We start from the raw sequence: 14,035 nt of genomic DNA on the forward strand, positions 1-14,035 counted from the left end.
GGGGCGCCCCCCGCGGCCCCCCCCCCCCGCGGGGGGGGCGCCGGCCGCGCGGGGGCCCCCCGGGGGGGCCCCCCGGGGGCCCCCCCCCCCCGCCCGGGGGGGGGGGCCCGCCGGGGCCGCCCCCCCCCCCCCGACAGGGCGATTGCCGGTGATTGAGAGGGGGAATGTCTGTTGGATCCGGTAGTGTTAACCTCAAGTGCGCATCCGAAGCCGCCATGGCTCGGTGCTCAGTGTCCCCATCCGGGACCACATTTCTTCCGGGAGCCTCCCCGACTGCTTTGATCACTGCCAGCAGCTTCGGGCACGCTCCGGAATCGGCGTGACATTCCCACGCTTCCAGCTCGGGGGCTTCTCGCCGGAACCACCACGCACGTTTCTCTCCGCCGTATCTCTACCGGCGGACCACCGCCCCGGCACGGTCCACACCTAGGACTGTTGTCGGACAGCACAACCGGTCGCCGAGCCAGACAGGCCGACGTCCGCTCCAGGGAAGGACCCTTCGTGAGCGACACCACCGATCTGATGGGCGCTGCCGACACCAACGTCGACACCAGTGCTCCCGCCGCGGGCGCCGCCCCCAAGCGCCGCCGCTCCGGTACCGGCCTCGAGGGCATGGTCCTGGCCGAGCTGCAGCAGGTCGCGTCGGGCCTCGGTATCAGGGGCACCGCGCGGATGCGCAAGAGCCAGCTGATCGAGGTCATCAAGGAGGCGCAGGGCGGCAGCGCCGCCAAGGCCGCCGCGGCCCCCGCCGCCGACGCCGCCGAGGCCAAGCCGAAGCGCCGCGCCACCAGCAAGGCCCGCACGGGCGAGGCCGCCGCCGCGGCTCCCGCGGAGAAGGCCGCAGTCCAGCCGCAGATCGAGATCCCGGGCCAGCCGGCCAGCGAGGACGCGCCCATCGGCGAGCGCCGCCGCCGCCGGGCCACCGCCCCCTCCGGCAGCCCCGAGTCCTCGGCCCCCGCCGCCGTGCAGGTCGAGCAGAAGACCGAGACCGCCCCGGCCGCGCAGCCCGAGGCCAAGGCCGAGGCCGCCGTCGCGGTGTCCGCCCAGCCCCAGGGCCAGGCGCAGGAGGCCGGCGAGGGCCGCACCCGCCGCGACCGGCGTGACCGAGGCGAGCGCGGTGACCGTGGCGAGCGCGGTGACCGCGGTGACCGTCAGCAGGGCCGCCGTGAGCGCGGCGCCAAGGCCGACGAGCAGGGTCAGCCGCAGGGCGGCCAGGGCCAGCAGCAGGGCGGCGGCCGCCAGGACCGTACGGACCGCGCGGACCGCCAGCAGCAGGGCGGCCGGGGCCAGGGCCGGCAGGACCGTCAGGACAACGGCCCGCAGGACGACTTCGACGGTGAGGACGGCCGCCGCGGCCGCCGCGGCCGCTACCGCGACCGCCGGGGCCGTCGCGGCCGTGACGAGTTCGCGCCGAACGAGCCGCAGGTCGCCGATGACGACGTGCTGATCCCCGTCGCGGGCATCCTCGACATCCTCGACAACTACGCGTTCATCCGGACCTCCGGCTACCTGCCCGGTCCGAACGACGTGTACGTCTCCCTCGCCCAGGTCCGCAAGGCCGGCCTCCGCAAGGGCGACCACACCACCGGTGCGGTCCGCCAGCCCAAGGACGGCGAGCGCCGCGAGAAGTTCAACGCGCTCGTGCGCCTGGACTCCGTCAACGGCATGGCGCCCGAATCCGGCCGCGGCCGGCCGGAGTTCCAGAAGCTGACCCCGCTCTACCCGCAGGACCGGCTCCGCCTGGAGACCGACCCGGGCGTGCTGACCACCCGCATCATCGACCTCGTGTCGCCGATCGGCAAGGGCCAGCGCGGTCTGATCGTGGCCCCGCCGAAGACCGGCAAGACCATGATCATGCAGGCGATCGCCAACGCGATCACCACCAACAACCCCGAGTGCCACCTGATGGTCGTCCTGGTCGACGAGCGTCCGGAAGAGGTCACCGACATGCAGCGGTCGGTCAAGGGCGAGGTCATCTCCTCGACCTTCGACCGCCCGGCCGAGGACCACACCACCGTCGCCGAGCTGGCCATCGAGCGCGCCAAGCGCCTCGTCGAGCTGGGTCACGACGTGGTCGTCCTGCTGGACTCCATCACCCGTCTGGGCCGCGCGTACAACCTCGCGGCGCCCGCCTCCGGCCGCATCCTGTCCGGTGGTGTCGACTCGACCGCGCTGTACCCGCCGAAGCGCTTCTTCGGTGCCGCGCGCAACATCGAGGACGGCGGCTCGCTGACCATCCTGGCCACCGCGCTCGTCGACACCGGCTCGCGCATGGACGAGGTGATCTTCGAGGAGTTCAAGGGCACCGGCAACATGGAGCTCAAGCTCGACCGCAAGCTCGCCGACAAGCGCATCTTCCCGGCCGTCGACGTCGACCCGTCGGGCACCCGCAAGGAGGAGATCCTCCTCAACAGCGAGGAGCTCGCCATCGTCTGGAAGCTGCGCCGGGTGCTCCACGCGCTCGACTCGCAGCAGGCGATCGAGCTGCTGCTCGACAAGATGAAGCAGACGAAGTCGAACGCCGAGTTCCTGATGCAGATCGCCAAGACGACCCCGGCCGGCAAGAACGACGACTGACCGGGTCGCCCGTAGTACGGAACCGCCCCCGCCACTTCTATGGCGGGGGCGGTTCCGTTTTTGCGATCTTCACCACACCCCCACCGCCGGCGCACTCCCGCGGCCGTATCGAAACCCCAGGCAGACCGGCGCCACACGGCCCCGGGGCACCCCGGCTGGTCCGCCCCCGGCGTGCGAACGGCACCGGGAGCCGTGGAACCCTTGACCGCGCTCACCCGTCTGAGTGAGTGACGACGGGCAACGGAGTCAGGACTGAGGAGAGCATGAGCGAGGACAGCAGAGGCCGCGGCCGCCGAGCCGCACGCGGAGGCCGGCGCAGGGGCCAGCCGCGGCGCCGCAAGGGCCTCACCGTCACCGCCTGGACCGCAGCCGGAGTGGTCCTGCTGGGCGGGGGCGGGCTGGGCTGGTTCTACTTCAAGCTCAACGGCAACCTGCACAGCGTCGACATCGACCAGGCCCTGGGCAAGGACCGCCCGGCGGACGTCGACAACGGCTCCATGGACATCCTCGTCCTCGGTTCCGACTCCCGCAGCGGCGCCAACGGCGAGTACGGCCAGGACGACGGCGGCTCCGCCCGCTCGGACACCGCGATGATCGTCCACCTCTACGAGGGCCACCACAAGGCCAGCGTCGTCTCGATCCCGCGCGACGCGATGGTCCCGCGCCCCGCCTGCGCCACCGGCAAGGGCAAGACCGACCCCGGCCGGAAGAAGGCGCAGTTCAACGAGGCCTTCACGGTCGGCGGGCCGGCCTGCGCGGTCAAGACCGTGGAGCAGCTGTCGGGGATCCGCATGGACCACTACATCGAGGTCGACTTCACCGGCTTCAAGAAGATCATCGACAACCTCGGCGGGGTCCAGCTCACGACCACGAAGCCGATCAAGGACGACGCCAGCCACCTCGACCTGCCGCCCGGCCCGCACAAGCTCAACGGGGAGCAGTCCCTGGGCCTCGTACGCACCCGCAAGAGCGTCGGCGACGGCAGCGACCTGGGCCGAATACAGCTCCAGCAGGCCTTCATCAAGGCGCTGATCAAGCAGGTCAAGGGGCTCGGGGTGTTCGACAACCCCAAGAAGCTGTTCGGCCTCGCCGACTCCGCCACCAAGGCGATCACCACCGACAAGGCCCTCGGCGACGTGAAGTCCCTCATGGGCTTCGCCCAGGGCCTCCAGGGGATCGGCGCCGAGAACATGCACATGATCACCCTGCCGGTGGGGCCGGACCCCGCCGACCGCGACCGGGTGGTCCCCCTCACCAAGGAGTCCAAGATGGTCTGGGACTCCCTGCTCGCCGATCAGCCGATCCCGCCCCAGGCCACCGAGAAGTCCGCCGGGGACAAGAGCACCGCGGGCTCGATCGTCCAGTAGGAGGGGCTGCCGGGATCCGGCAGGACCCGCGGGGAATAGTCGGCGTCCCCTCCCCGTTGAGGGGAGCGTTCCCGGAATTTTGACAGGCGGCCCGGTCCTGGCAGACTGGTCTGTCGGCCCCGGTTCACGCAGTGCGCAATTCGGCTCCTGCGACCCGGCGCCCTCCCGAATCTAGGAGACACCTTGAAGCGCGATGTTCACCCCGAGTACGTCGAGACCCAGGTCAGCTGCACCTGTGGCGCGTCGTTCACCACCCGCAGCACCCTGACCGAGGGCACCATCCGTGCCGAGGTCTGCTCCGAGTGCCACCCGTTCTACACGGGCAAGCAGAAGATCCTCGACACCGGTGGCCGCGTGGCCCGCTTCGAGGCCCGCTTCGGCAAGGGTGCGGCCAAGAAGTAGCGCGACCCAGGCGCCGGTCATCGGCCGCCCCCTGACCACGCGGGGGCGGCCGGACCGGCGCCTTTGTCGTCGTTCAGCCAGCCCAGCCCATTTTTGACTTTTCACCACAGGAGCATCCGATGTTCGAAGCGGTCGAGGAACTGGTCGGCGAGCACGCCGACCTCGAGAAGAGGCTCGCCGACCCTTCGGTCCACTCCGATCAGGCGAACGCGCGCAAGCTGAACAAGCGATACGCGGAGCTGACCCCGATCGTCGCCACCTTCCGTGCGTGGAAGCAGGCGGGCGAGGACATCGAGACGGCCAAGGAGCTGGCGGCCGACGACCCCGACTTCATCGCCGAGGTCAAGGAGATGAGCGCCCAGCGCGAAGAGCTCACCGAGAAGCTCCGCCTGCTGCTCGTCCCGCGCGACCCCAGCGACGACAAGGACGTGCTCCTGGAGATCAAGGCGGGCGCCGGCGGCGACGAGTCCGCCCTGTTCGCCGGTGACCTGCTGCGCATGTACCTGCGCTACGCCGAGCGCGTGGGCTGGAAGACCGAGATCATCGACTCCACCGAGTCCGAGCTCGGCGGCTACAAGGACGTCCAGGTCTCCGTCCGCACCAAGGGCGGCAACGGGGCCACCGAGCCCGGCCAGGGCGTGTGGGCCCGGATGAAGTACGAGGGCGGCGTGCACCGCGTCCAGCGCGTGCCGGCCACCGAGTCCCAGGGCCGCATCCACACCTCCGCCGCGGGCGTGCTCGTCACCCCGGAGGCCGAGGAGGTCGAGGTCGAGATCAACATGAACGACCTCCGCATCGACGTGTACCGCTCCTCGGGCCCCGGCGGCCAGTCCGTCAACACCACCGACTCGGCCGTGCGCATCACGCACATCCCGACCGGTGTGGTCGCCTCCTGCCAGAACGAGAAGAGCCAGCTCCAGAACAAGGAGCAGGCCATGCGCATCCTGCGTTCGCGCCTGCTGGCCGCCGCCCAGGAAGCCGCCGAGCAGGAGGCCTCCGACCAGCGCCGCAGCCAGGTGCGCAGCGTCGACCGCTCCGAGAAGATCCGTACGTACAACTTCCCGGAAAACCGGATCTCGGACCACCGGACCGGCTTCAAGGCGTACAACTTGGACCAGGTGCTCGACGGTGACCTCGACTCGGTCATCCAGGCCTGCGTCGACACCGACTCCGCGGCGAAGCTCGCGGCCGCGCACTGACCTTCGCCCCACCCCCCGTACGACAGCAGCCCGGAGGACCAGCGTGAACTTGCTGCTTGCCGAGGTGGCCCAGGCCACCCAGCGGCTGGCCGCCGCCGGCGTGCCCTCACCGCGTTTCGACGCGGAGGAGCTCGCGGCCTTCGTGCACGGCGTCAAGCGGGGGGAACTGCACCACGTCAAGGACGCGGACTTCGACGCCCGCTACTGGGAGGCCGTCGCCCGCCGCGAGGCCCGCGAGCCGCTCCAGCACATCACCGGCCGGGCCTTCTTCCGGTACCTGGAGCTCCAGGTCGGCCCCGGGGTGTTCGTGCCCCGGCCCGAGACGGAGTCGGTCGTGGACTGGGCCATACACGCCGTCCGCGCCATGGACGTGGTCGAGCCGCTGATCGTGGACCTGTGCACCGGCTCCGGGGCCATCGCGCTCGCCATGGCCCAGGAGGTGCCGCGCTCGCGCGTGCACGCCGTGGAGCTGTCCGAGGACGCCCTGCGCTGGACCCGCAAGAACGCCGAGGGCTCCCGGGTCACCGTCCACCAGGGCGACGCGCTCACCGCGCTGCCCGAGCTGGACGGACAGGTCGACCTGGTCATCTCCAACCCGCCGTACATCCCGCTCACCGAGTGGGAGTACGTGGCCCCCGAGGCCCGCGACCACGACCCCGAGATGGCGCTCTTCTCCGGCGAGGACGGCCTCGACACCATCCGCGGCATCGAGCGCACCGCCCACCGGCTGCTGCGGCCCGGCGGCATCGTCGTGATCGAGCACGCCGACACCCAGGGCGGCCAGGTGCCGTGGATCTTCGCCGACGAACGGGGCTGGGCCGACGCCGCCGACCACCCCGACCTGAACAACCGTCCGCGCTTCGCGACCGCCCGCAAGGCCATGCCGTGACCCGCGCGACCGCTTCCCCCGCCACCACCCCGCCGCACGAGGAGATCCGCTGATGGCCCGGCGATACGACTGCAACGACGCGACGGACCGCAAGACGGGTCTGCGTGAAGCGGCCTCCGCAGTGCGCCGCGGAGAGCTCGTCGTGCTGCCCACCGACACCCTGTACGGGATCGGCGCGGACGCCTTCAGCCCGGAGGCCGTCGGCGACCTGCTCGCCGCCAAGGGACGCGGCCGCAACATGCCCACCCCCGTCCTCATCGGCTCCCCGAACACCCTGCACGGCCTCGTCACGGACTTCTCCGAGCAGGCGTGGGAGCTCGTCGACGCCTTCTGGCCGGGCGGGCTCACCCTGGTCGCCAGGCACCAGCCGTCGCTGGCGTGGGACCTGGGGGAGACCCGCGGGACCGTGGCCGTGCGGATGCCCCTGCACCCCGTCGCGATCGAGCTGCTGACCGAGGTCGGCCCGATGGCCGTGTCCTCGGCGAACCTCTCCGGGCACCCCGCGCCCGCGGACTGCGACGCGGCCCGCGAGATGCTCGGCGACTCCGTCTCCGTGTACCTGGACGGCGGTCCGACGCCGAGCACCGAGCCGTCGTCGATCGTCGACGTCACCGGGAAGGTTCCCGTACTGCTGCGCGAGGGCGCGCTGACCGCGGAACAGCTGCGGGAGGTCGTACCCGACCTCGAGGTGGCTCCGTGAGCCCTGAGGGGCGTGGCATAGCGAGTCGGTCCTTCCGCATACTCCACGTCAGCACCGGCAATGTGTGCCGCTCGCCCATCACCGAGCGGCTGACGCGGCACGCGCTGGCCCACCGGCTCGGTGCCCTCGGCCTGCCGGCCGGGGACCTCATCGTGGAGAGCGCCGGCACCTGGGGCCACGAGGGCGCCCCGATGGAGGCCAACGCGGCCGCCGTCCTCGCCGACTTCGGCGCCGACGCGTCCGGGTTCACCGGGCGGGAGCTGCTGGACGAGCACGTCATACGCGCCGACCTGGTGCTCACCGCCACCCGGGACCACCGGGCGCAGGTCATCTCCATGGGCCACTCGGCGGGGCTGCGCACCTTCACGCTGAAGGAGTTCACCCGGCTCGTACGGGCGATAGACCCGGCCACGCTGCCGCCGCTGGACGACGGCATGGCGGAGCGGGCACGGGCGCTGGTACGGGCGGCCGCGGCGCTGCGCGGCTGGCTGCTGGCGCCGTCCGCCGACGCCGACGAGGTGTACGACCCGTACGGCTCGCCGATCACCTTCTTCCGCTCGATCGGCGACGAGATCAACCAGGCGCTGGACCCGGTCGTCACGGCCCTGACGGGCGTCACCTCCCCCCGCTGAACCCCGCCGCGCCGGGCGGCGGGCGCGCCGGGCGGCTCCGGCCTACAGTGGCTGGTACCGGGTACACCCACGCGCGGGAGTCGTGCCATGACTGTCACCACCCAGCAGGCGGCGGACCTCCTGCGGCAGCAGGATCCGCAGATGGCCGACATCCTCGAAGGGGAGCGGCAACGGCAGGCGGCCACCTTGCAGATGAGCGCCGCCGAGAACTTCACCTCGCCCGCCGTGCTCGCGGCGCTGGGCTCCGCGCTCGCCAACAAGTACGCCGAGGGGTATCCCGGCGCCCGCTACCACGGGGGCTGCGAGTACGCGGACCTCGCCGAGCGGACCGCCGTGGAGCGGGCCAGGGCGCTCTTCGGGGCCGAGCACGTCAATGTGCAGCCCCACTCCGGTTCCGCGGCCGTGCTGGCCGCCTACGCGGCGCTGCTGCGGCCCGGGGACACCGTCCTGGCGATGGGGCTGGCGCACGGCGGGCACCTCACGCACGGGTCGCCCGCCAATTTCTCCGGCCGCTGGTTCGACTTCGTCGGGTACGGGGTCGACGCGGAGACCGGGCTCGTCGACTACGAGCAGGTGCAGCGGCTGGCCCGTACGCACCGCCCCAAGGCCATCGTGTGCGGGTCGATCTGCTACCCCCGCCACCTCGAGTACTCGGCGTTCCGCGAGATCGCCGACGAGGTCGGGGCCCACCTGATCGCCGACGTCGCCCATCCCATCGGGCTCGTCGCCGGCGGCGCGGCGCCCAGCCCCGTCCCGTACGCGGACCTGGTCTGCGCGACCACCCACAAGGTGCTGCGCGGCCCGCGCGGCGGGATGGTCCTGTGCGGCGCGGAGTTCGCGGAGCGCGTCGACCGGGCGGTGTTCCCCTTCACCCAGGGCGGCGCCCAGATGCACACCATCGCCGCCAAGGCGGTGGCCTTCGGCGAGGCGGCCGCCCCGGCCTTCGGCCGGTACGCCCACCGGGTCGTCGCCAACGCCCGGGCCCTGGCCGCCGCCCTGGAGCGGCGCGGGTTCGCCGTGACGACCGGCGGCACGGACACCCACCTCGTCAGCGCCGACCCGGCCGGGCTCGGCGTCGACGGGCCGACGGCGCGCGGCCGCCTGGCCGCGGCGGGGATCGTCCTGGACACCTGCGCGCTGCCGTACGGGGACCAGCGCGGCATCCGCCTGGGTACCGCGGCGGTCACCACGCAGGGGATGGGGGAGCCGGAGATGGCCGTGATCGCGGAGCTGTTCGCGGCCGCGCTGCGCGGGGAAGCGGCGGGAACGCGGGCGAAGGTGGCCGACCTGACCAGTGGATTTCCCCCGTACGGGGCGTAACCGGGACGAGTATGGCGTAGTGCAACCGGAACGGGGCCCAGGTGCGTCCTCGTCCCTGGTGACATCGCGGCTAATGTGTGGGGCTGAGATGGCCGGCGATACATCTGGGGCAGCCAGTGCGTGAATATCTGCTGACGCTTTGCGTCACGGTCGCGGTGACCTACCTGCTGACCGGGCCCGTGCGGAAGTTCGCGATCGCGGCCGGCGCGATGCCGGAGATCCGCGCGCGCGACGTGCACCGGGAGCCGACCCCGCGGCTCGGCGGGATCGCCATGTTCGGCGGCATGTGCGCGGGGCTGCTGATCGCCGACCACCTGCAGAACCTCAACGGGGTCTTCGAGCGGTCCAACGAGCCCAGGGCCCTGCTCTCGGGTGCGGCGCTGATCTGGCTGATCGGCGTCCTGGACGACAAGTTCGAGCTCGACGCGCTGATCAAGCTGGGCGCCCAGATGATCGCCGCGGGCGTGATGGTCATGCAGGGCCTGACCATCCTGTGGATTCCGGTTCCGGGTATCGGCACCGTGGCGCTCACCCAGTGGCAGGGCACCCTGCTCACCGTGGCGCTGGTGGTGATCACGATCAACGCGGTGAATTTCGTCGACGGCCTCGACGGTCTGGCGGCGGGCATGGTCTGCATCGCCACGTGCGCGTTCTTCCTCTACGCCTATCGGATCTGGTTCGGCTACGGCATCGAATCCGCCGCTCCGGCGACCCTGTTCGCGGCGATCCTGATGGGCATGTGCCTGGGCTTCCTGCCGCACAACATGCATCCGGCCCGGATCTTCATGGGGGATTCCGGCTCGATGCTGATCGGCCTGGTGCTGGCGGCCTCGGCCATCTCGATCACGGGGCAGGTGGACCCCGACACGATGGCCCTCTTCGTCGGTGGTGAGCGCAACGCGACCCACGCGATGCTGCCGGTCTTCATTCCGCTGCTGCTGCCGCTGACGATCATCGCCATTCCGATGGCCGACCTGGTCCTGGCCATCGTCCGGCGCACCTGGAACGGCCAGTCCCCCTTCGCCGCGGACCGCGGCCACCTGCACCACCGGCTGCTGGAACTGGGGCATTCCCACAGCCGCGCCGTACTCATCATGTATTTCTGGTCGGGCCTGATCGCATTCGGCACGGTGGCCTATTCGGTGCATTCGGCCTCGATGTGGATCGTCCTCTCCCTCGCCGCGCTGAGCGCGCTGGGCCTCGTACTGCTCCTGATGCCGCGCTTCACCCCGCGGGCGCCGCGCTGGGCCGAGGGCCTGGTACCGCCGCGCTACCGGCACGGCGAGCGGGCCGCGGAGGCGGCCGTACGGGACGACGAGGGCCAGGAGCCGGTGCCCGCACGGCCCGTCGTGGCGGGGGTTTCGGGCGTCAACGGCGCGACCGCGGTAGGCCCCCGTTCGCGCCTCCCCGACCGGCGTAAGGCCGGATCGGCTCGCTGACGGCGTGTGCGCATGTCCGACATGAGCGCCCTTTACCAGACAATAGGGCGCCTTGTCCTGCACACACGGGCGGGTTACCTCTCATGTGTGACAGTCAGCACACCGGGCAGGTAAAGCTCTCATCAAATAGTTTGTGATACCGTTCACTAAACCCGGTGACAGAGCCGAAGGACCGTAGTGCGACGGTCCATTGGCCCGAGGCTCTCGCTCGGACCGGGCTTACGCTCGTCCCCGTACGAGTTCCCGTACGAGTCCGTGCCCCCACCACCACGCGGAGCAAACCGCCATGCGGTCAGATGACGTCCGATCCCTCCTGCAAACCGCTGTACCCACCGCTCTCGCCGGCGCCATCGCGGCCGTGATCAGCGGTCTGGTCGTCGGGGGCAAGGGTGCCGTCGGGTCCGTCGTCGCGACCGCGGTCGTGATCGTCTTCATGGGACTCGGATTCGTCGTCCTGCAGCGCACGGCGAAATCCCTGCCGCACCTGTTCCAGGCCATGGGCCTCATGCTCTACGCCGCACAGATCCTGCTGCTCTTCGTCTTTCTCGCCGTGTTCAAGAACACGACGCTGTTCCACCCCCGTGCGTTCGCCATCACGCTCGTCGCCGCCACCCTGGTGTGGATCGGCGCACAGACGCGTGCTCATATGAAGGCGAAGATCCTGTACGTCGAGCCGGACTCGACGAAGGGTGAAAAGCCCGAGAACCCGGGGTCGAAGTCGTGAGGGGTAGGGCCGGGATAAGTGTGCGTTCGAGATGCTGCTATCGTCCGGTTCCAACTGCGGCACTGCGGGCGCGGGCATCTGAGCTGACGCCTGTTCCATCGCGAGGCTCGATGCCTGACTGCCGCCCCCACATCCGTTACACCAGTCCAGTGCCGAACCGCGGCTGCGCGCCGCGCCGACACAACGAGGTTGCCGTACCTATGCGCCACGCTGAAGGAGCCCGCGGTGAGTGCTGACCCGACGCAGGTCCTCGCCTTCGAGACCGACTGTCACATCTTCGACGGATGTGGATTCCCCGGCCCGGGCCTGCACTCGTTCCTCTTCGAGCCGCTGTGGGGCGAAGCCGGCAGCAATGCCTACTTCAACAAGCCGATGCTGCTGGCCCTCCTGGGCTCCGTCATCATCGTGGCCTTCTTCTGGGCCGCCTTCGGCAAGGCGAAGATCATCCCCGGCAAGCTCCAGATGGTCGGCGAGGCCGGCTACGACTTCGTGCGCCGCGGCATCGTCTACGAGACGCTGGGCAAGAAGGAGGGCGAGAAGTACGTCCCCTTCATGGTCTCCCTGTTCTTCTTCGTCTGGATCCTGAACGTCTGGTCGATCGTCCCGGTGGCACAGTTCCCCGTGACCTCGATCATCGCGTACCCGGCCGTCCTCGCGCTGATCGTCTACGTGATCTGGATGTCGGTCACCTTCAAGCGCCACGGCTTCGTCGGCGGCCTGAAGAACCTCACCGGCTACGACAAGAGCCTGGGCGGCGTCCTGCCGCTCATCATGGTCATCGAGTTCTTCTCGAACGTCCTGGTGCGCCCGTTCACCCACGCGGTCCGACTCTTCGCGAACATGTTCGCCGGTCACACCCTGCTGCTGCTCTTCACGATCGCCAGCTGGTACCTGCTGAACGGCATCGGCATCGCCTACGCCGGTGTGTCGTTCGTGATGGTGATCGTGATGACCGCCTTCGAGCTCTTCATCCAGGCCGTCCAGGCGTACGTCTTCGTCCTCCTGGCGTGCAGCTTCATCCAGGGCGCGCTCGCCGAGCACCACTGAGCCAGGCCCGCCCCCGCTCAGCCCCCCGTATTCGTCCGGTGGCCAACCCCCACCGGTCCGTGAAAGAGAAGGAAGAACTGGCATGTCCCAGACCCTTGCCGCCGTCACCGGCTCCCTCAGCTCCGTTGGTTACGGTCTCGCGGCCATCGGCCCCGGCGTCGGCGTCGGCATCATCTTCGGTAACGGCACCCAGGCCCTTGCCCGTCAGCCCGAGGCTGCCGGCCTGATCCGCGCCAACCAGATCCTCGGCTTCGCCTTCTGTGAGGCGCTCGCCCTGATCGGTCTGGTCATGCCGTTCGTCTACCCGAGCTCCTGATCCTCGGTCTCGACGAACAGCCCACTAGACGAAAGGCACTGATGTGAACCTCATGGTTCTCGCGGCTGAGATGGAAAACCCTCTCATCCCGCCGATCCCCGAGCTCGTCATCGGTCTGATCGCCTTCGTCATCGTCTTCGGCTTCCTCGCGAAGAAGCTCCTCCCGAACATCAACAAGGTTCTGGACGAGCGCCGCGAGCAGATCGAGGGCGGTATCGAGAAGGCCGAAGCCGCTCAGACCGAGGCCCAGAGCGTGCTGGAGCAGTACAAGGCCCAGCTCGCCGAAGCCCGGCACGAGGCCGCGCGCCTGCGCCAGGACGCGCTGGAGCAGGGCACTGCGCTCAAGGAAGAACTGCGCGCAGAGGGCCAGCGGCAGCGTGAGGAGATCATCGCTGCCGGTCACGCCCAGATCGCGGCAGACCGCAAGGCCGCCGCTCAGGCGCTGCGTCAGGACGTGGGCAAGCTCGCCACCGACCTGGCCGGCAAGCTCGTCGGCGAGTCCCTCGAGGACGCCGCCCGCCAGAGCCGCACCATCGACCGCTTCCTCAGCGAGCTTGAGGAGAAGGCCGAGGCGGCCCGATGAACGGAGCGAGCCGCGAGGCGCTGGCCTCCGCGCGCGAGCGTCTCGACGCGCTGACGGACAACACGTCCGTCGACGCGGCGAAGCTCGCCGGTGAGCTGGCAGCCGTCACCGCGCTGCTCGACCGTGAGGTCTCGCTGCGTCGGGTCATCACGGACCCGGCGCAGTCCGGCGAGGCCAAGGCCGAGCTCGTCGGCCGGCTGCTGTCCGGCCAGGTGGGCGGGGAAACCCTCGACCTGGTGTCCGGCATGGCGCGCTCCCGCTGGTCGCAGTCCCGCGACCTGGTGGACGCGCTGGAGGAGCTGGCGGCCACCGCCGACCTCACGGCGGCCCAGCAGGGCAACGGGCTCGACAACGTCGAGGACGACATCTTCCGCTTCGGCCGGATCGTCTCCTCGAGCACCGAGCTGCGCTCCGCGCTGACCGACCGCGCCGCCACCGGCACCGCCAAGAGCGAGCTGCTGCGCAGCCTGCTCGGCGGCAAGGTGAACGCCGTCACCGAGCGTCTGGTCATCCGTCTCGTCACGCACCCGCGTGGACGTAGCCTGGAAGCGGGACTCGAGTCCCTTTCCAAGCTCGCCGCCGAGCGCCGTGACCGCATGGTCGCCACCGTGACCAGCGCGGTTCCGCTCAGCGACGTGCAGAAGCAGCGTCTCGGCGCGGTGCTGGCCAAGCTGTACGGCCGCCAGATGCACCTGAACCTCGACGTGGACCCCGCGGTCCTCGGCGGGATCTCGGTGCGGGTCGGCGACGAGGTCATCGACGGCACCATCGCGGACCGCCTCGCCGAGGCGTCGCGCCGCATGGCCGGCTGACCAGCCGCCACCACACAGATACAAAGCA

General features: G+C 70.5%; 14 protein-coding genes. All 14 read left to right on the plus strand.

Annotated features, from left to right (window positions below):
* Positions 1-501 precede the first annotated feature (501 nt).
* Entirely contained in the window at positions 502-2,577 is a 2,076-nt protein-coding gene (gene rho, locus ACFY7H_RS20035; RefSeq protein WP_388939717.1) for a transcription termination factor Rho, read from the plus strand.
* A gap of 263 nt (positions 2,578-2,840) precedes the next feature.
* On the plus strand, positions 2,841-3,944 hold the full coding sequence (locus ACFY7H_RS20040; RefSeq protein ID WP_388939719.1) for an LCP family protein: 1,104 nt from the start codon (positions 2,841-2,843) through the stop codon (positions 3,942-3,944).
* Positions 3,945-4,127: 183 nt separating this feature from the next.
* Positions 4,128-4,346: a 50S ribosomal protein L31 gene (gene rpmE / locus ACFY7H_RS20045; protein WP_007266580.1), complete on the plus strand. Its 219-nt coding sequence runs from the start codon at positions 4,128-4,130 to the stop codon at positions 4,344-4,346.
* Between the two features lie 119 nt (positions 4,347-4,465).
* On the plus strand, positions 4,466-5,545 hold the full coding sequence (prfA, locus tag ACFY7H_RS20050; RefSeq protein WP_388939721.1) for a peptide chain release factor 1: 1,080 nt from the start codon (positions 4,466-4,468) through the stop codon (positions 5,543-5,545).
* A 43-nt stretch (positions 5,546-5,588) separates the two neighbouring features.
* A complete protein-coding gene (gene prmC / locus ACFY7H_RS20055; protein WP_007266582.1) occupies positions 5,589-6,434 on the plus strand; it encodes a peptide chain release factor N(5)-glutamine methyltransferase in 846 nt (281 codons plus the stop codon).
* 52 nt (positions 6,435-6,486) lie between these two features.
* On the plus strand, positions 6,487-7,134 hold the full coding sequence (locus tag ACFY7H_RS20060; protein ID WP_388939723.1) for an L-threonylcarbamoyladenylate synthase: 648 nt from the start codon (positions 6,487-6,489) through the stop codon (positions 7,132-7,134).
* Positions 7,131-7,766 (plus strand): protein-tyrosine-phosphatase, encoded by a 636-nt coding sequence (locus ACFY7H_RS20065; protein ID WP_388939725.1) that lies wholly within the window; start codon positions 7,131-7,133, stop codon positions 7,764-7,766. The genes ACFY7H_RS20060 and ACFY7H_RS20065 overlap by 4 nt, the downstream gene beginning before the upstream one ends.
* Positions 7,767-7,853: 87 nt before the next feature.
* Positions 7,854-9,086, plus strand: coding sequence for a serine hydroxymethyltransferase (gene glyA / locus ACFY7H_RS20070; RefSeq protein WP_388939727.1), 1,233 nt, complete (start codon positions 7,854-7,856; stop codon positions 9,084-9,086).
* Between the two features lie 116 nt (positions 9,087-9,202).
* Positions 9,203-10,525, plus strand: a complete 1,323-nt coding sequence (locus tag ACFY7H_RS20075; protein ID WP_388939728.1) for an MraY family glycosyltransferase — start codon at positions 9,203-9,205, stop codon at positions 10,523-10,525.
* A 286-nt stretch (positions 10,526-10,811) separates the two neighbouring features.
* Positions 10,812-11,249, plus strand: coding sequence for a hypothetical protein (locus ACFY7H_RS20080; protein WP_388939730.1), 438 nt, complete (start codon positions 10,812-10,814; stop codon positions 11,247-11,249).
* 210 nt (positions 11,250-11,459) lie between these two features.
* Positions 11,460-12,296, plus strand: a complete 837-nt coding sequence (gene atpB / locus ACFY7H_RS20085) for a F0F1 ATP synthase subunit A (protein WP_388940003.1) — start codon at positions 11,460-11,462, stop codon at positions 12,294-12,296.
* Positions 12,297-12,378: 82 nt separating this feature from the next.
* Positions 12,379-12,612: an ATP synthase F0 subunit C gene (gene atpE, locus ACFY7H_RS20090; protein ID WP_007266589.1), complete on the plus strand. Its 234-nt coding sequence runs from the start codon at positions 12,379-12,381 to the stop codon at positions 12,610-12,612.
* A 52-nt stretch (positions 12,613-12,664) separates the two neighbouring features.
* Positions 12,665-13,195 carry a F0F1 ATP synthase subunit B gene (locus ACFY7H_RS20095; protein WP_362471677.1) on the plus strand — a complete coding sequence of 177 codons (531 nt, stop codon included), beginning with the start codon at positions 12,665-12,667 and terminating at the stop codon, positions 13,193-13,195.
* Positions 13,192-14,007: a F0F1 ATP synthase subunit delta gene (locus ACFY7H_RS20100; protein WP_388939732.1), complete on the plus strand. Its 816-nt coding sequence runs from the start codon at positions 13,192-13,194 to the stop codon at positions 14,005-14,007. Before ACFY7H_RS20095 ends, ACFY7H_RS20100 begins: the two co-directional genes overlap by 4 nt.
* The last annotated feature ends 28 nt before the right edge of the window (positions 14,008-14,035 follow it).

This window comes from Streptomyces sp. NPDC012794 (assembly GCF_042901085.1).
Lineage (GTDB): Bacteria > Actinomycetota > Actinomycetes > Streptomycetales > Streptomycetaceae > Streptomyces.